Here is a 23,500-nt window from a genome sequence, read left to right as displayed (position 1 = left end):
CCGTAAATCTGCAGCGGCTGCTCGTACCTTGCTATTTATAAACCAGTTCTGGCATCCTGCGGCCGCGCCTGCACCAAAACCTACTGCAACCCCGGGTTACTCACTTTAGTGCTAATCGACAATTCCCTACCTTCGTCTCCCGGATTTACAACAAGAACGTATGCTTCGGCATTAATCCGGAGTGTACCCTTGGTGCCCGGCGTTTTTCAGTTGAAGCGGGAACAGGAAACCTGCCCACAGCCCTACTGAGCGCCTGGCACGAAACTGCAACCACGGCTCCGGCAGTACAACCCGATTCTTCGCAGGCCGACACCAACGCTATTTTATTCATGACTTACCAAGAAGCCATAACCGAACTGGAAAGCCTGCTGGTTAAATTGCAGGAAGTACCCGCAGACATCGACCAACTCCACGCCCGGGTAGCCCGGGCTGAGGTACTCGTAGCCACCTGCCGCGCGCAACTCCGCGGCGTGGAAGAAGCGCTGAACAAACTCGATAAAACCACCGGAGAATAATTTTTCCTCTATCAAACCGATCTACAGCGAAGGTCGGATCGTTCAACCCCGCACACCGTGAGATTTTAAACATCGAATGGCATTACGTGAAGTAAATGAGTGTAGCGAAAACCAATACATGAAAACAGTACTTATAACCGGCGCAACCGGAGGCATAGGATTTGCCACAGCCCAGGAACTATCAAAACGCGGCTATGAAGTGATCCTTCACGGCCGTAACCGGCAAAAAGCCGAAGCGGCCCGTGATCACCTGCTCGCCAGCCAGCCCGATGCAAAACTTAAAATCGTGATGGCCGACCTCGGCAAGCTCAACGAGATCCACAGGCTTGCGGAAGAAGTTCGTGTACTTGCTCCAACACTCGACGTGCTCGTCAATAACGCCGGGATATGGAATTCCAACCAGGAACTAACCGAGGAAGGGGTAGAAAAAACCTTTGCCGTTAACCACCTGGCTTATTTCCTGCTGAGCCATTTGCTCCTGCCTTCGTTGCGTAACGCTCCGGACAACGGCCGCATCGTCTGCGTTGCATCAGACAGCCACAAACAGATCAAGGGGATGTTTTTCGACAACCTCAACCTCGACGGCAACTACCACGGTCTGCGGTCTTACGCTCAGAGTAAGTTGGCCAACGTACTCTTCTGCTACGAGTTTGATCGCCGCCGAAAAAGTACAGACCCCACCATTTACGCTATCCAACCCGGCCTCGTACAAACCGACATCGGACTGAAAGGAAATACTTGGCTCCATAGCCTGGCCTGGAAAGTGCGGCGGAAAATGAGTGGGAACAAAACCCCGGCTCAGGGAGCAGCGACCAGTATTTACCTTGCTTCCTCCCCGGAGGTTGCGGACCAATCAGGATTGTACTGGGATGATTGCGCACCAAAGAAATCTTACTCCAGTTCTTACGACAAGGATGAAGCGCGGATTCTTTGGGAAACCTCGGAGGAAATGACGGGAATTTCCCGATACTTCTAACCGCCGATTCAACGCCATTGGAACCGGAAAAGGTCCGGTCTGGCGTAATGCCCGACTACATCGAAATCGAGCCTCGCTCGGGGGATGTCATCGAGGTCAAGTTCGGCCACTAAAGCTCCTGCCTTACCCACCAGCGGACCTGCAATCACCTCCCCAAGCGGCGATACGATGATACTCCCTCCCGGGCACATCTCCTCCGGCTCGTCACGGGCCAGGGCCTGGTGTTCGGGGCTGTACATCGATTTGGTAAAATACTGGTTACACCCCAGCACGAAGCACCGGCCCTCCAGGGCGATGTGGCGAAGCGTCGAAGTCCACACCTCACGGGAATCTGCCGTAGGGGCCAGGTACAACTGTACTCCCTGTTCGTACAGCGCCATTCGGGCCAGGGGCATGTAGTTTTCCCAACAGATGAGACCGCCGATCTTTCCGAATCCGGTTTGTACGGCAGCCATGTTTGCACCTGCGCCCGCGCCCTTCTTACCGTACACCGGAGCCTCCCCCCAAATCAGGCGCTCACTTCCCGTCGGCTTTATTTTCCGGTGGACCGCCTCGAGGCCATTGTCGGGCGAGAGGTAAAGCATCGAGCAGTACAAAGAACCTCCTATGCGTTCAGTGACACCGATAACAATGTAAACCTCATTTTTCCGAGCGATGGCCTCCAGGCGTGACCGGTCCTCTGATTCAAGGTCGATGCTGTTGGCCAGATAATCGGCATACAACTGTCGCCCTTCGGCCGACCGGCTGCCGATAACGGCTCCGAAGCCAAAGCCACGCGGATAACCAGGAATAAAGGATTCGGGAAAAAGGATCAATTGAGTACCACCGGTGGCGTACTCACTTACGAGTTGTTCTGTTCTGGCCAGCGTAGCCTCCTTATCGAAAAAAACAGGAGGATACTGCAGAACGGCTACTTTTACTTTCATCGGCAGCCAAAATAGCGTTTTCCAGAACGAGAGCAGTAAAACCTGATAACTGCTCGGGGAATCTATTTTTTAATAGTCTCCATTTCCTCCACTTCTTCGGCTTCTTCGGTGCGGTATTTGGAGAACATTTTTTCGAGCACATTGAGCTTGACCCTCCGCGGGATAACGATCCCCAGAAAAGCCATAAACTTAACCAATACCCCCGGATGGATGATGTCTTTGCCTTTAATCATTCCGGAGATCGCTTCCGAAGCGAGGTCTTCGGGCATTGTTACGGCAATTTTGGCTAACGTACCCATCGCCTTGACCCGCTTCAGGCCGTCTTCGTTGGTAATGACCGGCCCGGGGCAGAGCGCAGTAACGGAAATATTGTGGTGCTTGAACTCCTGCCGCAGCGCTAAAGAGTAATTGAATACAAAAGCCTTGGTACCGGTATAAACAGATTTGTAGGGCAGCGGCAGTGTAGCCTCCACGCTGCTCATATTCAGGATACCTCCCTTGGTTTTCTTCAGAATTGGCAGCATCGCGTAGGTAAGATCTACCATTACCTGATTGTTGAGCTGCATCATGGTGCGGTACTCTTCCCAACGGGTATTTTCAAAGAGGCCTCCCCGGCCGAAGCCGGCATTATTGATGAGGTACTTTGGCCGGATGTTTCCCATTTCGAGCCAATCGATAACTTCCTCCACAGCTCCACCCTTAACGAGATTGACCCCGAAGGTGGCAAAAACGGCACCTTTGATCTGTGAAAGTTCGGTTTCCACGTTCCGGAGGTCGGCGTTGGGCAGCGCGACGATGACTACAGCAAATTGCCGGCGAATACACTCCAGTGCAAGCGCACGGCCAATGCCGTGGCTTCCTCCCGTGATGAGAACCCAGTCGCGAGAAGGTTGTTTGGGATTTTTTGTCATTGGTACGGCAGTACAAGATCTGAACGAAAACAGAGGGTTTGGATAGTAAAAAGCGGTCCAATTCAATGAAAGCCCTCTTAAGGTGTTGCAAAGTTACATACTTAATCTGGCAACATTATTTACTTAACAGAGCTTTTGCGTCCCTTCCCACGCCACCTACGAGGCTTGAACTGGGTCTTAACAGGTTAGGCTGGCCGATGAAAGTTACTTCCGGGTACTTTTCGCTGCGCCCGGAATCCAGCAACGGGCGGCCATCCTCGTCCATCATTTCTGTTGGTAACCAGGGATATAGGTTCTTGTAGCCGGTACACCACAGTACGACACCTTTTTTGCCGGATTTTGGCCATTCGATAGGGTCCGGTGCAGTTTTCTCGCACTTGCAACGGAGGCTCCCTTCACTGTAGCGTGCAATGTGGGTTTTTATCCGCCTGATTGCGGCGGGGAGCGGTGGCTCACCGACCGTAACATCACCGGCGCCATCGTTGAGCAGCAGCTTGCCGGGAAACTTATCGGTCCGTAAAGTAATCACCCCCGTGTTATAGAGCCACCAGTAAATGTCCTTACCCAAAAAGCTGCGGGGGAGGTTGCCCATCGTCGGGCCGGCCAGCGTAACGCTGGCCCCCGTATCGAGGAGCAAACGGCTGAGTTGCTGGCCGCTGGCTCCGGCACCCACCACGAGTACGTCGGTTTCCGCGTCAGCGATATCGGCTACGTTCCGGATTTCAGAGCTGTGCAATTGCCGGATATCAGCCGGGAAAGAATCAGCTATGGCTTCTGGCTTTGTGGGGGTACTGTAGGCTCCGGTAGCGACGATCAGGTTACGGGTCAGAAAGGTTCCGTCGTTCGTTGTGACTTCCCATGTCCTCTCACCAGTCTCAGGAGAATCATTTTTTATCCGGGCGCGGACGCAGGTGCAAAGATTGCGGACAGGGAGCCCGAAATGACGAGCATAATCTTCCAGATAATCCGCCAACTCAAGCCTCGACGGAAGATGCCATTCACCGAATGGCGGGGTAAGCCCCGGAAGCGCGTTATAGCGCTGAGGGCTGAACAACCTCAGGCCTTCCCAGCGTTTCCTCCAACTGTCTCCTACGCGCTCGTGGGCATCGAGAATCAAAAAATCCTCTCCGGCTTCCTTCAGGAAGTAGCCCGCTGCAAGACCTGCCTGACCTGCGCCGATTATTATGGTATGAAATATTGTGGGCACAGTTGAAGGTTTGTTCTGATTAACAGGCCTGAGCACAGAGTTACCGGCTCAGATAATTCTGACGACATCCTCACGCTTAAGGCCGGAGGGCTTTCGGCAACGTGAAGCGCTGTCCGTAGCGCTCAGACAACTCGGCGCAACGAGCGGCGAATTCCTCCCGGCCGTAGCTTTCCAGGTACCGAAGGACACCACCGGTATACCGCGGGAATCCCCAACCGTACACGCTCGCCAGGTTGGCGCCGGCAGGTTCAGTGATTACGTTTTCCTGAAGGCACCAGCCAGACTCTATGACCTGGCAGAAAAGAAAGCGGTCTTTCATGCGCCGGCGGTCGTAATCGTCTTTGGTAACCGGAAAGTGATCGCTGATCCCATTCCACAGACGGGCGGTTCCGTCGGCATCGTATTCGTAGAATCCGGCACGTTTGCTTTTCCCGCCCCGGCCCAGGTCGTCGAGCATTATTTTAAGGGCTGGTACAGCCGGGTGCTGCTTGTACTTGGTTCCGTAGTGAGATGCGGCTTGTTCTTCGTAGCGCATCACCAGGCTGAGCCCCAGCTCGTCCGCCAGGGCAAGCGGGCCTTTCTCCATCCCGGCCTGACGGCCCATGTTTTCCACCAGCGCAGCGGGGTAGCCTTCGTTGAGCATAGTAACCCCTTCCAGAATGTAGGTATTCAGTACCCTGGCGGTGAAGAAGCCCCAACTGTCTTTGACTACAACGGGGATCTTACGAATCGAGGTTGCAAAATCGAAGGCACGGGCGATGGTCTCATCGTTTGTCTGCTCACCTCTGATGACTTCAACTACGTAGGTCTTCTCTGCCGGAGAGAAGAAGTGGATCCCGACATAGTTCTCCGGCCGGAGGCTCCCCTTACCCAGCTCGGTAATCGGAATCGAGATCGTGTTGGTGGCGAACACCGCAAACTCATCCAGTTGTTCTTCGGCTTCCTTGGTTACCTTCAGTTTGATGGCTTTGTTCTCGAAGACCGCCTCCACCACAATATCGCAGTTCTCGAATTCTGCGCTCTGATCGGTGGTAATGATCCGGGAGAGCAACTCTTCCCGCTCCTCCGGTTGAAAGGTGCCCCGTTCGATGTACTCATCAATCCGTTCGATGACGTACTCGCGCCCGCGGTCTGCGATTGGCTGGCTTACATCCTTCAGCACCACCGTAAGGCCGTTGCGCAGGCACAGGAAGGCGATTCCTGACCCCATTCGTCCGGCACCTATGATGCCGACTTTGCGCGGCCGGAATTTGCCGTAGCCTTTCGGCCGCCCCAGACCGTTGGTCCGGATGGCTTGCTTGTCGAACCAGAAAGTTGAAATCATATTATTGCTCACCTGACCGGTGGCTACCCGGGCGTAGTACCTGCTATCGAGCCGACATGCGGTTTCGAAGTCGAGCTTAGAGCCTTCGGCCAGCAAATCCAGGATAGCCCGCTCTGCAGGGTACAGATCATTGTAAGTTGCGGAGAGTCGTGCGGTCAGCAACCTGATGCGGTGCCCCAGGTTTGGTTCAGCGGCTGTCCCTCCGGGGATTTCGCCGTCTTCCTCATCCCAGGGGCGCTGGGTGGGCGGGTCAGACAGCAGCCACGCTTTGGCTTTTCGCATCAGCCCCGTCTGGTCATCCGCCAGATCATCGATGATCCCCACTTTGAGTGCTTCCTGCGGGCTGTAGCGCCTGCCCTCCAGCAAGAGCGGATAGGCCCGTTCGATACCAAGGAGCCACATGAGCCGGATTACCGCACCACCACTGGGGATGAGCCCGATCTTCACTTCAGGGTGACCAAGCCTGGTTTTAGGATTGGCCAGCGCTATCCGGTGATGACAGGCCAGGGCCAGCTCAAAACCGGTACCGATGGCGTCACCGTTTATTGCCGCGACTACGGGTACTCCCGGCCGCTCGATGTCACGTAGAAACGTTTTCAACTTTTGGGCTGCGTTGAAGGCCTCTTCAGGATCTTTGAGTTCCCGGAGATAGGAAAGGTCTCCCCCCTGCAGGAAGTCCTTCTTTGCGGAGGTAATGATAATACCACTTACCCGGCCGGCGGCCTTCTCGCTTTGTAAATGTTTTATTACCGGCTGGAAGGCAGCAACCAGCTCGTGGTTCAACAGGTTGCTGCTCCTACCCTCCATGTCGAGGATCAGGGTAACAATATTGTCAGTGTCTTTGCGGTAGTGAATCATAGTCAGGAAGCTAGAAACTAAGCAATCAGAAGCCGGTTACCAGATCGCTGGCACCCAGCTTCAGATTGCTATACTCTTTCAATAATAGTTGAGACGGCCAGGCCGGCACCGGCATCGATAGTGAGGCTGCCAAGGGTAAGATCACGGCGCTCCATTTCATCGAGCAACTGGCAAAGCATCATTCCGCCAACCGCCCCGAGAGGCTCGCCCAGCGCAATAGCTCCGCCGAGGGCATTGAAGCAATCGTCTTCGATTTCAAAGTGCCGCTGAAACCGGATTGTCGGGGCAGCATAAGACTCGTTGAATTCCCAAAGGTCTATATCTTTCACCTCAAGCCCTGCTTTGGCCAGGGCCAACTCGGCAGCATTGCGACCGCCCGTCAACAAAGTCGCATCCACGGCGCTCATTGCAACGGCCCTGATCCGGGCCCGGGGGATGAGGCTGAGTTCTTTTCCGGCTTTCTCGCTGCCCAGCAAGACGAGGGCGCAGCCATCGGCCGCCTTGGAGGTGTTTCCGATTGTATGGCTGTGCTCAACATGGTCGACCAGCGGAAACCGGTGCAGGGCCATTTCGTCGAACCCCGCCAGCCCCATTTCTGTAAACCGGGGCGGCAGTTCTGCGAGGTCATCGGTATTCAGCCCTGGGCTACAGATGGTGTCTTCGGCGAGAATAACGAGGCCATTGGCGTCCGCTATTTGCTCGAGGCTCTTGCTGTAGCGCCCGGCCTTCTGAGCCGCCACCGCTTTGGCGTGAGACTTCAAGGCGTACGCATCGAGTTCTTCACGTGAAATATCGTTGGAGCCCGCCACAAGATCGGCCGCCACTCCCTGAGGGATGTAGTGACTATTGATGACCGTAGAGGGATCGTTGAGCATCGGGCCGCCATTGAGGTAAGTAGGTACGCGACTCATGCATTCGATGCCGCCGGCGATGATGACTTCGCCATACTCGGCCGTGATGCGGGCCGCAGCAAGGTTGACGGCTTCCAGGCCGGAGGTGTTGAAGCGGTTGATCTGTAAACCTCCCCGGGCACTCCCCCACCCTGCGTTGAGTAATGCAGCACGGGCGATGTTGTACCCCTGGTCTCCAACCGGAGTATTGCACCCGATGATCAGGTCGTCGATGCTAGCCGGTAATTCTTCGCGCCCGGACCTTCGCTGAAACGCACGAAGGCACTGGCTCAGCAAATCGATAGGCTTAACTTCGTAAAGATCGGCGTTACTGCCATCGGCCCGGCCACGGGGGCTGCGCAGGGCGTCGTAGATGTAGGCTTTGGTCGGCATATTCAGTCTGGTAATCACGTAGTCAATATATACCAGGCAGTTGCCACAGCAAGCAGACGCACGCGTGACTTATTCCTGGCATAACGGTATTCGCAAAGCTAGCATTTTTATGCGCGGTCGCAGGTGCAAAAGCTGCTTTTATGTGAATAACGGACCAAACAGCGGTGCCGGTAATGATGCCGGGGCTTCGCGCTAAGGCCTACAAAGTTTTACCGCCCCGGCGGCCTTCACCGCCGGTGAACAGCCGGGAAGATCAACTTCTGATCACGTAAATGATGTGTTGAGATTTGTCCGGGGCAGAACTTCACTAATGGGCCAACAAGCAAGGTAAGATGGGTTGCGACGTAAACTCACCCAGCGTGAAACGCCTCCGCCGGGTAGCTCTCTCAACCTACCCTTGCATCCTGCGTCCTCGCCTAATAAACGCCCTTACTCTGGTGGCGGTGTTTTTCGTCTACTACTTTTGTCTTTGTCCACTCGTCGTGCCAGCCACGATCCTTGCTCCCAAGAAAGCTCCATGCCTCAAAGGGGACCACCCGGCTTAGAGTACGCAGAAATACGTCCTGCATATCCACCTTTGTTCCATCCTGACGGACAGCACGGGTACCGGTCAAAAGTTTCCCGATGGACTTACCGCCCAACAAGCCCTCCGTAAGCGGGTAGTACACAAGCGCAATGAAGGCACCAAACAGGTAGTTGCCGATGGCTCCGCTGTTCAGCAGCCAGGTTTCATTTCCGTATGGATCTGCCAGCGCAATTGCTATCCCCGCCAAAAAACCGATTACCATCATGCATGTCTGGTCAATGAGGTAGTTCCAGAATCGCTTACCCTTGCTTGCGTCCGCCAGCGCAGCGTAGCGGCTTTCGGTGGAGAGGTTGTCGTCAAGAAGGTCATCAAATTCCATAGCTGTAAGGGTTTTAGGTTGTTTTTTTCGTTTAATGTCTGAAGACATTGAAGAAGTTTCCTACAGAAAATACAAAACTTAGTGCGTCTGGTCAAAATCGGAAATCACGCCGAGCATGAGCGTGATATCGGCGTAAAATTTACGGATAAGGGCAAAACTGAGGTTAGACTTAAAGAACCTCGGTTCCAGCATATCATAATCGTGCGCCACCCCGATAAACAGGTCTTGGTTGTGGACAGCAAAGAAAAGATCCTGGTCCTGGTCGCGGGCAAACTCCAGCAGAGCATCCTGCATTGGCGGAGTCAGGATGCCCGCCACGTGGGTTCCCGGCTTTGCGTAAACGGTAAATTCCTCGCGGAAGCCCGGGTTCATCACCTCAATATCGGCGTTGATGCCGCTGTCCGATACATAAGCATCTACCGCCCGCTTGAGGCGACGAATGTTCCTGCGGGGCCAAACGGCGATCTGCCCTGTGGTCGGCTCGTTGAAAATAGCATGGACGAACAGGCCGCTGAACACCACCTCCAGCCGGTTGCTTGCCGCGCTGATTTCCCGGACATAGGCCTCGCCCATCTCGAAGGCCATTTCGCCCACAAGGCCTTTTATGTAGTCCTCGGCGTGGTAAGCATCCGGCGAGGGACGAAACAGGCCACTGCGTTCAAACCGGTCACGGCCGATCGGGTGTTTCGGGTCATAGGTCAGTGACCGGTAATTAGGCGCATCATTGAGGAACTCCATCAGCAGCGTCATGATCGCCGGTTTGAAGGCCTGGCGAAATTTTTCAATACGGTAGTACAATGCCCCCATGTAAAAAACGATCGGCATCGCCAGCAGGAAAATCAGGAAGCCCAGGTCGAAAACGACAAAACTGATGAGCAAAAGCACTACCGCCAAAACGGACGCAAATATTCCGCGGACCAGGCGCAGGCGCATCCGTTCGAGCCGGTACAGCTCGGGGCGGATGGTGGTGTTGTAAAACATCCGAAGTTCATCGATGCGCGGTGGAGATGGAATTGGTGCCAGATACTTTAGTTCGCAGGGTGCAAGGTAATGGTTTACTTCTACAACCTTTCCGTGCTTTTACTCCTCTTTACGGTGCTACCCCATTATCATACCCTGAAATCCTCAGAACACGGGTTGGGGCTCCTGCCTGAAACGCCAGCGGAAAAGCCCTTTCACTCTCCGCCCCCGGCGGGACATCACATGCCAAAATACTGCAAGTTGGCTCTCCTGTGAGCTGAAACAGTTTTTATCCCTTCTCCCCCGCCCACACGAACGACAAACAAAAGAACCAACTTACTAATTTTCCTTACCTTTGCGTGCTATATGAAATTCAGCCACTTTCTATCCCTCCTCTTTGTTGCCCTTATCGCCTTTGGCTGTAAGTCGGAATTTGAGTCTGTCCGTACCAGCGGAGACCCTGCGCTGTGGTTAGCTAAAGCCGGCGACTACTACGAACAGGGTGAATACCAGCGGGCACAGACGCTCTACGAGCTTACCATTGGCCCTTACCGTGGCAAGGCTGAAGCTGAAGAAATTGCCTACCGCTACGCCTACACCTACTACTACACCAGGCAGTACGTACTGGCCAGCTACTACTTCAAAAATTTTGCCACCACATACGGTGGCTCCCCGCTGAAGGAAGAGGCCGACTTCATGGCTGCCTACTCCAACTACGAGCTCAGCCCCGTTTACCGCCTCGATCAAAGCTACAGCGTTAAAGCCATCGAGGGCTTCGAAGAATTCGCCAACCGCTACCCCAATAGTGAGCGCGTATCGGAAGCAAACCTGCTCATCGACGAAATGCGGGCCAAAATGGAAAAGAAGGATTTCGAATCCGCGAAACTCTACGTAGACCTTTCGCGTTTTGAATCTGCACAGCGAAGTTTCGAGAATGTCCTGAAAGACTATCCCGAAACCGCCCGTGCCGAGGAGATTCGTTTCCTCATGGCCAAAAGCCAATACGAGTACGCCCGCCAAAGCTACGTAACCCGCCAACAGGAGCGTTTCGAAAAAGCGGTCGATCTCACCAACTCCTTCCTGGAACGCTACGACACGAGCGAATACCGTGACGAGCTTCAGGACATCCTCACAAAATCTCAAGCCAAACTAAAAGAACTCGAAAATGTCAGATATCAAAGCACGGGCTCAAGGCCTTAGTCCCGACGTTAGTGCCCGCGACATCCAGAATGTAGTGAAAGACACGGGTAACATCTACGAAACCCTCGCCATTGTCAGCCGCCGCGCCCGTCAGCTCGCTGTCGACCTCAAACACGAGCTCGACCAGAAACTCGAAGAGTTTGCTGAAGTGACCGACACCATCGAGGAAGTAGTTGAGAACAAGGAGCAGATCGAAATCTCCAAGTTTTACGAAAAGCTCCCCAATCCGGTACTGATCGCTATGCGCGAATACCTTGACGACGAGCTGTACCACCGCTACAACGCTGCCCGCGAAGAAGAGGAGGTATAAACCGAACAAAAAACCAGAAGTCAGAAACTGGGAGCAGGTGTAACCGGCTCCTGGTTTCTCGTTTTTAAGGGCACTACCATTGCCTTTTGCTTTACGCTCCGGCACCACGCCCGTCAACCGTCCCCTATGTCTTTAGAAGGAAAAAAAATCATCCTTGGCGTATCAGGTTCAATCGCTGCCTACAAGGCAGCCCTCATCGTTCGCGGGCTGGTGAAACAGGGCGCCGAAGTACGGGTATTGATGACCAGGGCGGCGACAGACTTCATTTCGCCCCTGACTATGGCTACCCTCTCAAAGCACGAAGTCACCTCTTCCGTGCACGATGGCAGCAGCTGGAACAACCATGTTGAACTCGGTTTATGGGCGGATGCAATGCTGGTAGCCCCGGCTACAGCGACGACACTGGGGAAGATGGCCAACGGCATTTGTGACAGCGCAATTGTAGCCGTCTACCTCTCGGCCCGGTGCCCGGTCTTTTTTGCTCCGGCAATGGACCTCGACATGTGGGCCCACCCCGCCACCCAACGCAACGTGCAGCTCCTCACCAGCTACGGCAACCACCTGATCGATGTAGGTACGGGAGAGTTGGCCTCCGGTCTTTCCGGAGCCGGCCGCCTGGCCGAGCCCGACGAGATCATCAAAACCCTGAGTGATTTTCTGGCCGGGCAACCAAATTCAGGAGAGGCGCGACCGCAGGATGCAAAGAATGTTAACGGTGAGCAGGGCGGGACACCTCCGGCCACCATTGCGGTGCAAGACCTTGCCGGCAAAGCAATTCTCATAACAGCCGGCCCCACCTACGAAGACCTCGACCCGGTGCGCTACCTCGGCAACCGCAGTACGGGCCGGATGGGCATCGCGTTGGCCGAAGCCGCAGCAGCACGCGGTGCCAGAGTCGACCTCGTATTGGGCCCTACCAAGCTGACTACGGACCAAAATGGCATAACCATCCATAACGTCCGGTCTGCCCGCGAGATGCACGCCGTATCGGTCCTGAAATGGCGGCAGGCTGATGCCGCGATCCTCGCGGCTGCGGTAGCAGACTACCGCCCCTCACGGACCGAAGCGGGCAAGATCAAGAAAAAGGATGGTCCGCTGACGGTAAAACTCGTCCGCAACCCAGACATCGCTGCTGAGCTCGGGCAGGAGAAAAAACCACACCAGAGACTCGTCGGCTTTGCGCTCGAGACCGAAAACGGCCTTGAAAACGCCAGAGGCAAGTTGAAAAGGAAAAATTTCGACTTTATCGTGCTGAACTCCCCCAACGATAAAGGGGCAGCCTTTGGCCACACAACCAACAAGATTCAGTTGGTAACAAACAATAAGGTGACCGACTTTGAGTTAAAAACTAAGGCCGCCGTAGCGCACGACATTTTAGATGCGCTGGTGCAAGAGTTATGAGTAACCGGTTGGCCTGGTCTGTAATTGACAAAAGACTTCACAACCCGCTGCTCGCAACCGATAATTGACAACCGACATGAATAAACATTTCTCCCTACTTTGCTCCTTCGTCCTCTTCCTTTGCACCTGCGTCAGCGCCCAGAGTGAAATTCTATGGACGATCAATATGAACACCGATCAGATTTTACAAACCGACAAGCGGGTTTTCAACGCACTAGAAAAAGACCTGATCACCTTCCTCAACAACCAGGTATGGACCGAAGACCGGTTTGAGCCCGAGGAGCGCATCGAAGCTACTTTATTCTTCACGATCAGCGAGCAGACCGAAAAATCCGCCAAAGGAGACGGCGCCCAGGTGGCTATCCCCGACGCCTACAAAGCGACGGTTGCCATCCAGAGCCTGCGCCCGGTTTACAACACCGGTGAAAAGACTCCGATCCTGAACACTCTCGATAAATTTGTGGAGTTCAGCTACAGTCAGGGCGAAGGAATACAGTACTCCGACCAGAACTACCTGAGTGACCTCGGGTCTGTTTTCGCTTTTTACAGCTACATCATTCTGGGCCTCGACTACGATAGCTTCAGCCCGCTGGGCGGAGACGCTTTTTTCCAAAAAGCCCAGGAGCTTTACAACCGCCTGCCCACCAATATCACCAACGACACCAACAACGGCTGGAGTGCGAACGGTAAGCAGCGCAACCGTTACTTCCTGCTGGAGAACATCACCAGCCCCCGAATGCTGCCGCTGCGCCGGGCTTATTACGCTTATCACCGGACGGGACTTGACCTGATGAGCCAGGACCTGGTTGCCGGGCGCAATAACGTGACCCTTGCCATCGAAGACGCCCAGAAGGCCAATCAGGCCTACCCGCAAACAGTCTACGCTCAGGCTTTTGTCGATGCAAAGCGTGACGAAATAATTGAGATTTACAAGGGAGCTACCGCGGTAGAGCAGAACGCTGTGATCCAGTCGATGTCGCGTCTGGACCCATCCAAGTCAAGTGCATACCGTAGCATCAGAAGCCGGGCTGTGCCCGGCCGCGCTACTTCGCGGAGCACAGGGAGAAGGCAATAATTTCTTCCAGGTCAAACTCCCCTGAGAAACGCTCTTCGTCTTTTGAACTGACCGATTCCGGACCAGGAACGTTGCCATCGATGATGGCCGCCATCACCGCCGGATGGATGTAGTATTTGCGGCAAACAGAGACCGTATTCCCCAGAAATTCGGCTACCCGTTCAGTTACCCTAAGGTCCGGCCTTTCAGGTACTTTACCGCCGTTTTCTTCCCGGAGCTCCCAGTATTCCCGTACTGCAGAAGAAGTTGCTGCCCAGGTACGAAAGAACTTACTGCTAAAATCTGGTCCGACCAGCTCTTTGATCATTTCGTTCACATCCCGGCTGTCGAGGTCTTTCATCTTGCCATCTGCATCCCGGTAGCGGAAAATTTTATAGCCCGGTAGTTCACTCATATTGTGCACCAGCCGTACCAGGGTTTTATCAGCGAGATCGACCGAGCGTTCGATGTTACTCTTTCCGGTATAATCGAAGTGGAGACCATCCTCATCGGTTTCGACGTGTTTGCGGCGCAGGGTGGTCAGGCCGGTGGTTCCGTTCTTTCGTTGATAGGAGGCGTTGCCAACGCGCATCCCGGTTTCGTCCAGGAGGGCTACGGCGATAGCCGAGACCCGGCGGTGGCTCCATTGCTGGCTCCGGTCGGTGATGATGGTCCGGATTCCCTGCCGGGCGGCAGGAAGCAACTCCGCAAACCCGACCAGTTGGCTGAATTTATTCAATTGCTGGTAGGCCATCCAGTCGGGATGGTAACGGTACTGTTTACGATCTGCATCGTCCCTGCCGGTACTGAGCAGGTGTCCGTTTTCGAGGGGGCAAATCCACACTTCCCTCCATGCGGGAGGGATAGCGAGTGCCTTGAGGCGGTCGCGGATGAGTTTGTCTCTGATCCGTGATCCGTCTTCCCGGAAGTAGCTGAATCCGCGCCCGCAACGTCTTCGTGTCCAACCGGGCTTATCGTCGGACACGTAAACCAAATTAGGCACATTATTGAACGTGGATTGGCGTAGGGCATCCATATCAGGACAGTTTTTATCCTAATAAAAACCAGCAAAAAAAGGTTGTCGGATTTCGCATCTTTTTTCCGACCCTCAGTAGGGTGGCGCCTGGATTTCAGGCTGCGTGCGTTACGCTTTTTGCGCGTCGATTTCTGCTAACCTCGCCTGAATGTTGGCCAATAAGTCAACGGGGGCAGCGAGAGGTTTGAGGTTACGCTTCAGGAAAACCTGATAAGCGTCGAGGTTTTTAATTTCTTCGGTATTCGGGTCTATGGATAGGTCAAGACATTCTCCTGTCGGCCCTGCGGGTTGTCTGTCGGCGACCTCTGGGAGTTGGTGGTTCCGATTCTGGTTTGACTTACGACTGTTTGAAAATGACATTTTTTGATGACTTGAATGAAGAAATTAGAAGTTATAAAGTTAAAAATGCCACCCCGTGAAGCTGGTTCGCGGGGTGGCATTGGGTGGTTGCGTAATTATGCCCCCAGGTTTCGCGTGTTGACAATCCCGTAGGTGTCTTCAGCGTAAGCGGACAGGCATTTGATGAGTGCCAGGCGGGCACGACGGATGGTGGACTTTACAGTATTCAGTTTGAGGTCCATCGCCTTGGCGATTTCTTTTTCGCTGAAGTCGTAGAGATCCGCCATGATGATAATGGCCCGGTTGTTGTCTTTGAGCAAGGCCATTGCTTTGACGATCTCGTCGGAGAAGTCCGATTCCATGGCACCGGCGATGCGGAGGTCGGTAAATCCGGCCATTGAGTGCGTTTCATCGCGCTGGTTGTAAGCTACGCGCTCATCAAGTTCCCTTTCACCACGACGTGACTTTTTACGGTAGTCGTTAATGAACAGGTTTTTGGCGAGGCGAAATAGCCATGCCCGGGCGTTGGTTCCGGATTCGTACTGATCGATTTTCACATAAGCCCGCACGAATGTTTCCTGGGTAAGGTCAGCCGCGTCGGCACCATTACCACACATTCGGTAGAGGAAGTTGTAAACGATCTGGTAGTGCTCCTGCATTTCCAGTTTGAAGATACGCTCGCGGTTATCGAGTGCCATAGATTGCCCCTTTCGGGGGTTTGTGCCGGCTTGACGGAGTTTCACGGATATCCGCCTCCCGGCTATGCCCTTTTCTCAGGCGAACTGAGTGAGGGCATGGTTTACGGTTGATGTTGTTTCATGGGGTAAATGCCATAGCTCCGGACGAAAGTTGCAGTTCAGAGAAAAAAAGAAAACTTTTTTTCTCTGAAGGTCAATTGCTGGAAATAAATCCGCATCCTACCCTAACAAATATAGCCACAGACTAAGGGCTTTCAGGGGCGGGAACGCAGGTGCCGGGGGAAGGTTAAAAAGCACAGGTAGCTTTAGCAGCGTTGGTTTGTAAAACGTTGTTTGCACCTGCGTCTGCGCCGCCTCCATATGTGTGAGAAGCGGAAAAAAAGTCGGGAGGATTGAACATTGTTCCCGTCCACGGGTACCCTCCAACGACAGCATTGTCAACCACAAACGAGCAAAACCTGATGCGGTACAATAAATTCGGAACCACCAACTTCGACATTTCTAAAGTAACCCTGGGCACCATGACCTGGGGAAAGCAAAACACCGAAGCCGAGGGCCACGCCCAAATGGATTATGCGGTAGAGCGGGGCATAAATGCTTTCGATACCGCCGAACTTTACGCCATCCCGAGTAAGCCCGAAACCTGGGGTAAGACGGAAAGCATCATTGGCACCTGGTTTAGAGCTACAGGAAAAAGGAAGGATATTTTTCTGGCCAGCAAGGTTGCGGGGCCGGCAGAATTTGCAAAACATATCCGTAACGGTAATCTTGGTTTCAGCCCGTCTCAAATAGACGAGGCATTGGGCCAGAGCCTGGACCGTCTGCAAACAGACTATCTGGACCTCTACCAGCTACACTGGCCGGAGCGAAAAGTAAATTTCTTCGGCAAACGCGGAGTGCAGTCCATCAAAAACGATCAGTGGGAGGACAACTTCCTTGATATTCTCACGAAAATGGACAGCCTGATCAAAGCCGGCACCATCAAACATTGGGGCGTGAGCAACGAAACGCCCTGGGGCCTGATGCGTATTCTCCAGCTTGCCGACGCAAACGGCCTCCCCCGCCCCGTAAGCATTCAAAACCCTTACAGTTTACTGTCCCGTGGCTTCGAAGTCGGCCTGGCGGAAGTTTGTCTCCGGGAGAACATCGCGGGTTTTCCTTACAGCCCCCTCGGCATGGGCCGCCTGACGGGCAAATACCTGGACGGAACGGCGCGCCCAGGTGCGCGGCTGAACATCTTCCCGCAATACACCCGCTACGGCAACGACAATGCGCTAGCGGCTACGGAGGCCTACGCGGCCGTCGCTAAAAAGCACGGCCTGAACATGACTCAAATGTCGTTGGCCTTTGTTAACGATCAGGATTTCAATCACAGTAACATCTTCGGTGCCACCAGTCTGGATCAGCTTAAAACTAATATCGACAGTGTCGACCTTATGCTGACCGACGAGGTGCTAAACGATTTGGAAGAAGTACAGAAACAGTGGCCTAACCCGAGTGTATAGGGCATAGGCCAGACTGGAAAATTACAAGAAATGTGATACCTGACGGCCGCTACCTTGTGCCTCGTCACCGGTTTTCGAGGATTAACCGCAATGGATTCAATTTTCCGGAGAACGTCAATACATTGGAAGAAAGAGTTTAATTTAGCCGGACATTTAACTTAAACCCATGTCCTCCAAACTCAATATTGAACGCGGCTCCGGAGAGTTACTCATATCCTATTCATGGCGTACTCCGGTGATGTGGTTTCTCCTTTTTTTCTGCATCATTTGGAACGGAATCTGTTTATTCACTCTCTTTGCCGGAGCGGGATTTTTTGTTGTATTCCACGTTATTGCAGGTTTATTCATTACCTGGTGGACGCTTACCCGGTTTATCAACAAGACCATAATCACCGTTGACCGGCAGAAGTTACTGATAAAGAATGGTCCGGTCCCCTGGCCGTTTGCGAAAGACAAGAACGTTCCGGCGCGGGCGCTGGTGCAGTTATTCGTTGCTAAAAGCAATGTGTCGCAAAACAAGCAGTCAACCTACAAGTTGATGGCCAGGCTAGATACAGGTACTGAAGTGAAGCTGATCGATGCTGAGCCCGACAAAGCGCTCCTTCTTGACCTGGAACGGACTATTGAGGCTTACCTGGACATCACGAACGACACCAGTTTAGACCTCAAGGGCCACGGTAATTTTGAAGGCCTCGACCTCAATGAATTAAGAGAGCAAATGAATAAGCTGGAGCCCATAAAAAAGTGGCTACCTAAAAGTATTACCAATAAGATGGAGGAAGCTGCGGCACGGCTTGAAGCAGAAGAGCGCCGTAATGAGTCTGGCTCACCGCAGCTCCCCCGTGAAGAAGACTGGGACGTAACGCTGACTCCCGGCAGCCGTATCGCCCGGCCACTACAAGGGTCAGAGCACGACTTTGTATTTCCGTTCTATCGCCTGCAGCAAGGCGAACCAGTGAAGTATTCAGGTAAGCCTTACCGAATGGGGCGTTCGGCCCAGATCGACTGGGACGACGAGCACATCTCTCAAGCCCGCCAAATGGAAATTGTTCCGGTCAGCGGAGGAGAACCGCTTCATTTCTACGCCCAGATCGAGCGCAACCGTTGGAGCTACTTCGAAGAGCGACGCCTGGACGACGAAGAGGTTGAGATACTTGGCTTCGTTGCCGAAAAGCACCCGCTTCGATTTGAAAACGGCCGTGATCGCTACTACCCCCGAGATGGGCAGAACGGCGTCCGTTTTATGAGTGGAACCGGACGGCAGGTAGAACAATTCATTTACTTCACTACCTCTTCGAGCACCCAGTTCCGCGCCCTGAAACCGGAAGGCAGGGGTTGGGAAGTTTACGTAATGGAAGTTGTGGACGCAGGGAATTTCGAGTAGAGCCCCATTATCCATGCATCAGGCGAAGAGGGCTTCGTACAGCTCCCGTACCGTAGCGAGGGTAATGATCCGGATGCCGTACCGATCAGGGTCAAGGCCTTTGGTGTTGTACTTCGAGACATAAATACGTTTGAAGCCGAGCCGGTCGGACTCCTGAATCCGTTGTTCGATGCGGGTTACGGCGCGAATTTCTCCGCTGAGACCAACTTCACCGGCGAAGCAGACATCGGGCGGCACCGTGACATCCATTGCACTAGAGAGTAAAGCTGAAATGATGGACAGATCGATGGCCGGGTCGTCGACCTTGAGGCCACCAGCGATGTTGAGGAAAACGTCCTGATTACCCAGTGGCAACCCGGCTCTTTTCTCGAGCACGGCCAGCAGCATGTTCAGTCGTTTGGCATCGTAGCCCGTAGACGTTCGTTGGGGGTTTCCGTAGACAGCTGCGCTGACGAGGCCTTGTACCTCGACCAGCATTGGCCGCATCCCCTCCACGGTGGCGCAAACGGCAGATCCGGACAGGTCTTCATCCCGTTCGGAGAGAAGCAACTCGCTGGGATTAGATACTTCGCGGAGGCCGGTAGTTTCCATTTGATAGATGCCCAGTTCGTCGGTAGAGCCGAAACGGTTCTTTAAGGTACGGAGGATTCGGTAGGTGTAGTTGCGGTCGCCTTCGAACTGAAGGACGGCATCGACGATGTGTTCCAGAAGTTTTGGACCGGCGATGGAGCCTTCTTTGGTAATGTGCCCGATCAGGAAAGTAGGGATCCCCGACTCCTTGGCAAAGCGCTGAAGCTCCGAGGCGCATTCTCTCACCTGGCTAACCGTACCAGCCATACTGTCTACGTGGGGGCTGGCGAGGGTTTGAATCGAGTCGATGATGAGAAGTTCCGGCTTTATGTCGGCGGCGTGTTGGAGTAGTTTGCTCGTGTTGGTTTCGGTGAGGAGGTAACACTGGCGTTTGTCTCCGCCGAGGCGATCGGCCCGCATTTTGATCTGTTGTTCGGATTCCTCGCCGGAGACGTAGAGAACCTTACGGCCGAGTTTGAGGGCCAGTTGCAGAAGCAGGGTGGATTTACCGATTCCGGGTTGTCCGCCAAAAAGAACGATACTGCCGGGGACGATGCCACCGCCAAGTACGCGGTTGAGCTCCCGATCAGGCGATTCGAGACGTTTCACATCTCCGGCCACTACATTTTCCAGTTGGATTGGCCGGGGGCCTTTGCCCACCATAGCGGCGAGCGTAGCGCCGCCGGGTGGTGATGCGTTTACCGAGCGCCAATCGGTTTTGGAATCGAGGCGCTCGTTTTTAGTCTTGACTATTTTTTCTTCGACGAGAGTATTCCATTCCTTACAGGACTGGCACTGGCCCATCCATTTGGGGGATTCCGCTCCGCAGGAGCGGCAGAAGAAGGTTGTTTTTGTTTTGGCCATTTTTTGATTTGTCGACTTGTTGACATGTCGATAAGTCGACATGTCGATATATCCGAGTTGAGATTAAACAATAGAAGCATCCTCTTCCGGCACCATACGAACGACCCGGCTGTCTTTGCGCAATAATCTGCGGGTCGCCAAAATACAATCATTGTACAGTTCAGTGTTCAGTCGATACCCTGTCGTCCCGTCCGGCAAGCTTGCCGGACGCACGAAATCCAATCGTTTGATGATTTTGAGGTGGCAATTTACCGAAGACTCCGCCAGGGGAATGTCGGCGATCAGATCAAGGTAACACATTGAGCCACCACGGATTAATCTTTGCATCATCCGGAAGCGTGCCGGATGCGCAAGTGCCATACTAAGCTGACTTCCTAACTGCTCATCGTCTTCAAATAAATAGGCTTTAGAACGGGCCATTTGTTGTTGTTTTAATCCTGCTGTTTAAATCCATCACAATTATAAACATAAAGTTTTAAATTAAAAAATATTACAACGATTCCCTCCCCTATTTCAGCGACAATGCTTCTTCAACCTTACTTTGCACCTGCGTCCGCGCCGCCCAAACAATTCCCCATGCAGTTAACCTACCTACCGGTCCATTTCCAAAACCTGACCACCAGTCAACTCTACCAACTCCTTCGCCTCCGCGCCGAGGTATTTGTAGTTGAGCAGAACTGCGTCTATCAGGACCTCGACGATAAAGACCAACAAGCCATTCACCTTCTTGGCCTCACGGAAGACGGCCGCCTGGCCGCCTACACGCGGATTCTGGAAAAAGGTATCTCTTACGATGACTACGCCAGCATCGGCAGGGTAATTACGGCCCCTTTTGCCCGTGGTACCGGTTTGGGCCGACCATTAATGCAGGAGTCATTGCGGGTTTTGTTTCGTTACTACGGAGCACAAACCGTTAAAATAAGTGCCCAGGCTCACCTGGATAAATATTACGGTAGTATCGGTTTTAAAGGAATCGGCGACGTTTACGACGAGGACGGCATTCCGCACCGGGCAATGCTCTATACTCCTCTTCCCGACTCCGGTAAAAGTGCTGGTTAAAAAGCGGGGACTCGTCAACACCCACCCTCCGAAGTGATCACCAGAACAGCTCCTATCCGGCGAATCTCAATACGTCCTAACTCGTCTTCAAACAAGAGGTGGTCATCGCCTTTACTGCTCAACACCGCCGGATCTATCCCGATGTTCTCCTCATTCCTATACTCCTCCATGGCTCCGGACAGCTGATAGAACTCATCAGCAATCAGGTAACCATGGCTCAAGCTGGTCAGTGGAATAACGATAGTCGTTGCACCCCATCCTTCTCCTCTTTCTTCCGTCCTGCTGATGCCGTTGCGGTAACGATAGAGACTCTGGTAACCGCCAAAATCAGGTAACCGGACATCGTTCAACAACGTATCCGGAGTGCCACCGATATCTTCGAGCCATTCCTCGACAGACGGGCTCTTTCGCTGAGGCACCAGGAAACGGACAAGGTACCCTCCGTACATCCAGCCCTTTTCTCCATTCCATTCCACTTCCAGGTAGTTGGCCGACATTGACCACGGTTTAGATTGCACTTCAGGGCCGATCGACAAGGCACGCAATACCTCAACCTCTGCATGCTCGCCTTCCTCTCCCGTCAACCGAACGGCAGCTCCGTAAGGGATAACCCCTGTTTTTTCTGCCCCGGCCCTCCCCTCTGCCCGTAAGGTCAGCCCTGATTTTGCCCAGACGTATCGTAATTCCGTTTGTCCGGTGGCAGAAAAAGCAAAAAGAATAAAGCACGAAAATAAGATTACTGAGCGCATGAGTTCCTTGTTTCGTACAAATGTAGCGCCCCGGCAAGCAGTCCCGACGGAACGTCTCGCATTCGATACCTGTTGAATAGTATCCGCTGCCACCATGACCGTTTCTGCTGAGCGAACCGGAAAGGTTTAAGTCGGAGAACATATGCCGTCCATCGAAAAAAGTAGTTTTAAAGCGCCCTGTACGTCAGTTTGTGCCTGTTGATTCCATCACGGGCTTCCCGGCCCCGTAAAACCGCGCCATGTTCTCCGCCTTCTCCGACGTCTTCAGCAATCTACGTACTAACTTTTTCCAGACCTTCCTCTCTGTACTCGGCATCATCATCGGGGTAGGCGCTCTTGTCGCAATGCTGTCAATGATTGATGGTTTGGAACTCTACGCGAAGGAAATGATCGCCGAAAAGAGTTCGCTGGAAAACCTGGTCGTAAAAGCAAACACCGGTACCAGAATCGATGGGATTTATACCGAAAGAGACACCGCAGTTCGGCTCGATGCTGCTATCGTCGACCAACTTCTCGACAGTCTTCCCTATAAGGCTGAAGGCCAGCTCACCTTCAATACTTCTTCCGTCGGTTATACACCAGACAGCACTAAAATCGGTTTACGCATCCAGGCGTTTAGCCTCCCCGTCCTCAATCCGCTACCGGACAGTGCGCTCTTACACGGGCGCTTGATTTCCGACAATGAGGTAACCAGTGGCGCGCGCCTTCTGCTAGCTTCCGAGAACGTAGCCCGTCGCGTGGTGGGAAAAGACGGCACAACGGCCGACGCCATCGGTCAACACCTCCACTTTTTTGGCGATTCGCTGGAAATCGCAGGAATTATCAAATCCGACGATGAAGAGAATTTCAGCATTGCATTCCCCCTGGCCGCAATGGCCGGCATGACGAAAGCTCCAACACCTGATCCTGTTCTGAACATCGCCCTCGCCGACGTCAACGATGTACTCGACGCCGAAGAATTCACCAATGCATGGTTCCGGAATCGCTATCCGGCCATCGACAAACCGGTAGAGACCTCGACCTACACGGGCTATCTCGAACAGCTTGCTCAGGGAATCTCTGTATTCCGCTGGGTGATGGGCTTCATCATTGGTATCGCCGTAGTGGTAGGAGGCGTTGGGGTTATGAATGTTCTCCTGATGTCGATTGCAGAACGCACTCCTGAAATCGGCGTTCGGAAGGCCGTTGGAGCGAACCGCCGTGACATAATCGGTCAGTTCCTGTCCGAGTCGATCGCGATTTCGGCCATCGGCAGTTTTTTCGGCGTTTTGCTCGGGATGGCCGTAGCCTTCATTGCAGCCCCCATCCTTAATATGATCGTAGACGAGCTGGAGTTCCGGGTAGTCTTTTCCTTCAACACCATCCTTGTGGTCTCTGTGGTAGCCTTACTGATTGGCGTAGTTTTTGGGACCTACCCCGCCAAAAAAGCAGCCGGCCTCGACCCGGTAGAAGCCATTCGCCGGTAA

The 23,500-nt window shown here is 53.6% G+C and carries 23 protein-coding genes; 10 read left to right on the top strand and 13 right to left on the bottom strand.

Going from position 1 to position 23,500, the window contains the following annotated elements:
• The first annotated feature begins 329 nt into the window (after positions 1–329).
• Both xseB and FUA23_RS01515 read left to right on the top strand, forming a co-directional pair.
• Positions 330–515, top strand: a complete 186-nt coding sequence (gene xseB / locus FUA23_RS01520) for an exodeoxyribonuclease VII small subunit (protein ID WP_147928942.1) — start codon at positions 330–332, stop codon at positions 513–515.
• A 118-nt stretch (positions 516–633) separates the two neighbouring features.
• Positions 634–1,491 (top strand): SDR family NAD(P)-dependent oxidoreductase, encoded by an 858-nt coding sequence (locus FUA23_RS01515; RefSeq protein WP_147928941.1) that lies wholly within the window; start codon positions 634–636, stop codon positions 1,489–1,491.
• Positions 1,492–1,499: 8 nt separating this feature from the next.
• Here FUA23_RS01515 and FUA23_RS01510 read toward each other — a convergent pair whose 3' ends face one another.
• From FUA23_RS01510 to FUA23_RS01480, 7 genes are all read right to left on the bottom strand, one after another.
• Complete coding sequence (locus FUA23_RS01510; protein WP_147928940.1) at positions 1,500–2,417, bottom strand: carbon-nitrogen hydrolase family protein; 918 nt, start codon at positions 2,415–2,417, stop codon at positions 1,500–1,502.
• 62 nt (positions 2,418–2,479) lie between these two features.
• Positions 2,480–3,328, bottom strand: a complete 849-nt coding sequence (locus FUA23_RS01505) for an SDR family NAD(P)-dependent oxidoreductase (protein WP_147928939.1) — start codon at positions 3,326–3,328, stop codon at positions 2,480–2,482.
• A 115-nt stretch (positions 3,329–3,443) separates the two neighbouring features.
• A complete protein-coding gene (locus FUA23_RS01500; RefSeq protein ID WP_187270844.1) occupies positions 3,444–4,535 on the bottom strand; it encodes a flavin-containing monooxygenase in 1,092 nt (363 codons plus the stop codon).
• 76 nt (positions 4,536–4,611) lie between these two features.
• Positions 4,612–6,717: a 3-hydroxyacyl-CoA dehydrogenase NAD-binding domain-containing protein gene (locus FUA23_RS01495; RefSeq protein ID WP_147928937.1), complete on the bottom strand. Its 2,106-nt coding sequence runs from the start codon at positions 6,715–6,717 to the stop codon at positions 4,612–4,614.
• Between the two features lie 68 nt (positions 6,718–6,785).
• Complete coding sequence (locus FUA23_RS01490) at positions 6,786–8,018, bottom strand: acetyl-CoA C-acyltransferase (RefSeq protein ID WP_246143985.1); 1,233 nt, start codon at positions 8,016–8,018, stop codon at positions 6,786–6,788.
• Between the two features lie 398 nt (positions 8,019–8,416).
• Positions 8,417–8,953, bottom strand: a complete 537-nt coding sequence (locus tag FUA23_RS01485) for an RDD family protein (RefSeq protein WP_147928936.1) — start codon at positions 8,951–8,953, stop codon at positions 8,417–8,419.
• A gap of 30 nt (positions 8,954–8,983) precedes the next feature.
• On the bottom strand, positions 8,984–9,886 hold the full coding sequence (locus FUA23_RS01480) for a DUF3137 domain-containing protein (protein WP_147928935.1): 903 nt from the start codon (positions 9,884–9,886) through the stop codon (positions 8,984–8,986).
• A gap of 345 nt (positions 9,887–10,231) precedes the next feature.
• Here FUA23_RS01480 and FUA23_RS01475 point away from each other — a divergent pair, with 345 nt between their 5' ends.
• The 4 genes from FUA23_RS01475 to porD all read left to right on the top strand — a co-directional run bounded on the left by FUA23_RS01475 (position 10,232) and on the right by porD (position 13,851).
• Entirely contained in the window at positions 10,232–11,065 is an 834-nt protein-coding gene (locus tag FUA23_RS01475) for an outer membrane protein assembly factor BamD (protein ID WP_147928934.1), read from the top strand.
• A complete protein-coding gene (locus FUA23_RS01470) occupies positions 11,031–11,375 on the top strand; it encodes a DNA-directed RNA polymerase subunit omega (RefSeq protein ID WP_147928933.1) in 345 nt (114 codons plus the stop codon). Before FUA23_RS01475 ends, FUA23_RS01470 begins: the two co-directional genes overlap by 35 nt.
• Positions 11,376–11,501: 126 nt before the next feature.
• Positions 11,502–12,776, top strand: coding sequence for a bifunctional phosphopantothenoylcysteine decarboxylase/phosphopantothenate synthase (locus FUA23_RS01465; RefSeq protein ID WP_147928932.1), 1,275 nt, complete (start codon positions 11,502–11,504; stop codon positions 12,774–12,776).
• Positions 12,777–12,852: 76 nt separating this feature from the next.
• On the top strand, positions 12,853–13,851 hold the full coding sequence (porD, locus tag FUA23_RS01460; RefSeq protein WP_147928931.1) for a type IX secretion system protein PorD: 999 nt from the start codon (positions 12,853–12,855) through the stop codon (positions 13,849–13,851).
• On the opposite strand, the gene FUA23_RS01455 is transcribed toward porD, so the two are convergent.
• From FUA23_RS01455 to FUA23_RS01445, 3 genes are all read right to left on the bottom strand, one after another.
• Positions 13,820–14,866 (bottom strand): DNA topoisomerase IB, encoded by a 1,047-nt coding sequence (locus FUA23_RS01455; protein WP_147928930.1) that lies wholly within the window; start codon positions 14,864–14,866, stop codon positions 13,820–13,822. The genes porD and FUA23_RS01455 overlap by 32 nt on opposite strands.
• A 108-nt stretch (positions 14,867–14,974) precedes the next feature.
• Positions 14,975–15,226 carry a hypothetical protein gene (locus FUA23_RS01450; protein WP_147928929.1) on the bottom strand — a complete coding sequence of 84 codons (252 nt, stop codon included), beginning with the start codon at positions 15,224–15,226 and terminating at the stop codon, positions 14,975–14,977.
• A 95-nt stretch (positions 15,227–15,321) separates the two neighbouring features.
• Complete coding sequence (locus FUA23_RS01445) at positions 15,322–15,903, bottom strand: sigma-70 family RNA polymerase sigma factor (protein ID WP_147928928.1); 582 nt, start codon at positions 15,901–15,903, stop codon at positions 15,322–15,324.
• 434 nt (positions 15,904–16,337) lie between these two features.
• On the opposite strand from FUA23_RS01445, the gene FUA23_RS01440 reads away from it, so the two are divergent.
• Entirely contained in the window at positions 16,338–17,408 is a 1,071-nt protein-coding gene (locus tag FUA23_RS01440; protein ID WP_246143983.1) for an aldo/keto reductase, read from the top strand.
• Between the two features lie 166 nt (positions 17,409–17,574).
• Positions 17,575–18,792 (top strand): hypothetical protein, encoded by a 1,218-nt coding sequence (locus FUA23_RS01435; RefSeq protein ID WP_147928926.1) that lies wholly within the window; start codon positions 17,575–17,577, stop codon positions 18,790–18,792.
• Positions 18,793–18,810: 18 nt separating this feature from the next.
• Here the strand turns inward: FUA23_RS01435 and radA are convergent, their stop codons facing one another.
• Together radA and FUA23_RS01425 are read right to left on the bottom strand one after the other, a co-directional pair.
• Complete coding sequence (radA, locus tag FUA23_RS01430; RefSeq protein WP_147928925.1) at positions 18,811–20,226, bottom strand: DNA repair protein RadA; 1,416 nt, start codon at positions 20,224–20,226, stop codon at positions 18,811–18,813.
• A gap of 63 nt (positions 20,227–20,289) precedes the next feature.
• Positions 20,290–20,646, bottom strand: a complete 357-nt coding sequence (locus FUA23_RS01425; protein WP_147928924.1) for a helix-turn-helix transcriptional regulator — start codon at positions 20,644–20,646, stop codon at positions 20,290–20,292.
• 156 nt (positions 20,647–20,802) lie between these two features.
• Here FUA23_RS01425 and FUA23_RS01420 point away from each other — a divergent pair, with 156 nt between their 5' ends.
• A complete protein-coding gene (locus tag FUA23_RS01420) occupies positions 20,803–21,285 on the top strand; it encodes a GNAT family N-acetyltransferase (RefSeq protein ID WP_147928923.1) in 483 nt (160 codons plus the stop codon).
• A 14-nt stretch (positions 21,286–21,299) separates the two neighbouring features.
• Here the strand turns inward: FUA23_RS01420 and FUA23_RS01415 are convergent, their stop codons facing one another.
• Positions 21,300–22,034 (bottom strand): SH3 domain-containing protein, encoded by a 735-nt coding sequence (locus FUA23_RS01415; RefSeq protein WP_147928922.1) that lies wholly within the window; start codon positions 22,032–22,034, stop codon positions 21,300–21,302.
• A gap of 239 nt (positions 22,035–22,273) precedes the next feature.
• On the opposite strand from FUA23_RS01415, the gene FUA23_RS01410 reads away from it, so the two are divergent.
• Positions 22,274–23,500: an ABC transporter permease gene (locus FUA23_RS01410; RefSeq protein WP_147928921.1), complete on the top strand. Its 1,227-nt coding sequence runs from the start codon at positions 22,274–22,276 to the stop codon at positions 23,498–23,500.

The organism is Neolewinella aurantiaca (assembly GCF_008014675.1).
Taxonomy (GTDB): domain Bacteria; phylum Bacteroidota; class Bacteroidia; order Chitinophagales; family Saprospiraceae; genus Neolewinella; species Neolewinella aurantiaca.
This window is presented reverse-complemented; position numbering and strand designations above follow the sequence as displayed.